Source organism: Plantibacter sp. MMLR14_011, assembly GCF_001865025.1.
Lineage (GTDB): Bacteria > Actinomycetota > Actinomycetes > Actinomycetales > Microbacteriaceae > Plantibacter > Plantibacter flavus_A.
Window position 1 is genome coordinate 1 of sequence record NZ_MJGW01000075.1, and the last position, 428, is coordinate 428.

1 protein-coding gene is annotated in these 428 nt (G+C 65.0%); it reads right to left on the reverse strand.

The features are described from left to right. Positions 1–185, reverse strand: a 185-nt coding sequence (locus tag BIU99_RS20190) for a DUF6338 family protein (RefSeq protein ID WP_217635027.1), incomplete at its 3' end; no start/stop codon positions are given. Between the last annotated feature and the right edge of the window lie 243 nt (positions 186–428).

Sequence of the window (428 nt, forward strand, 5' to 3'; positions counted from 1 at the left end):
GAGACAAACGCGACGGCGGCTGCGATGATCGCATCACAGACAGCGCTCACGAACACTAACGCTGCGGTCTCCCGCAGTACCGACCGCTTGACCGCCGGCTGGTGGCCCTCCCGGGCGAAGATGAAGGCAACCCCGGGGAACAGGGCGAAGACGTAGAAGGCAACCCCCAGCGCACTTGTAGGCATCGGACCCCTCTCCCGGTGATAATGCTAGGAGGAGGCGCAGCATGGCGAAGACAGCGAAGGGTACGTACCGGAAGTCCGCGGCGAGCTCGCGGCTCACTGAACGTGGCATGCAGGCTGCTCGAGTGCAGTACCGCCCTGCAACGCGGACGTCCACGTCCCAGATTCAGCCGCCGTCGACGCCGAAGCAGCAGGCAAAGTGACGGACGAGGCACGGAAGCCGGATGGGCAGTTCGGCATTCAGCC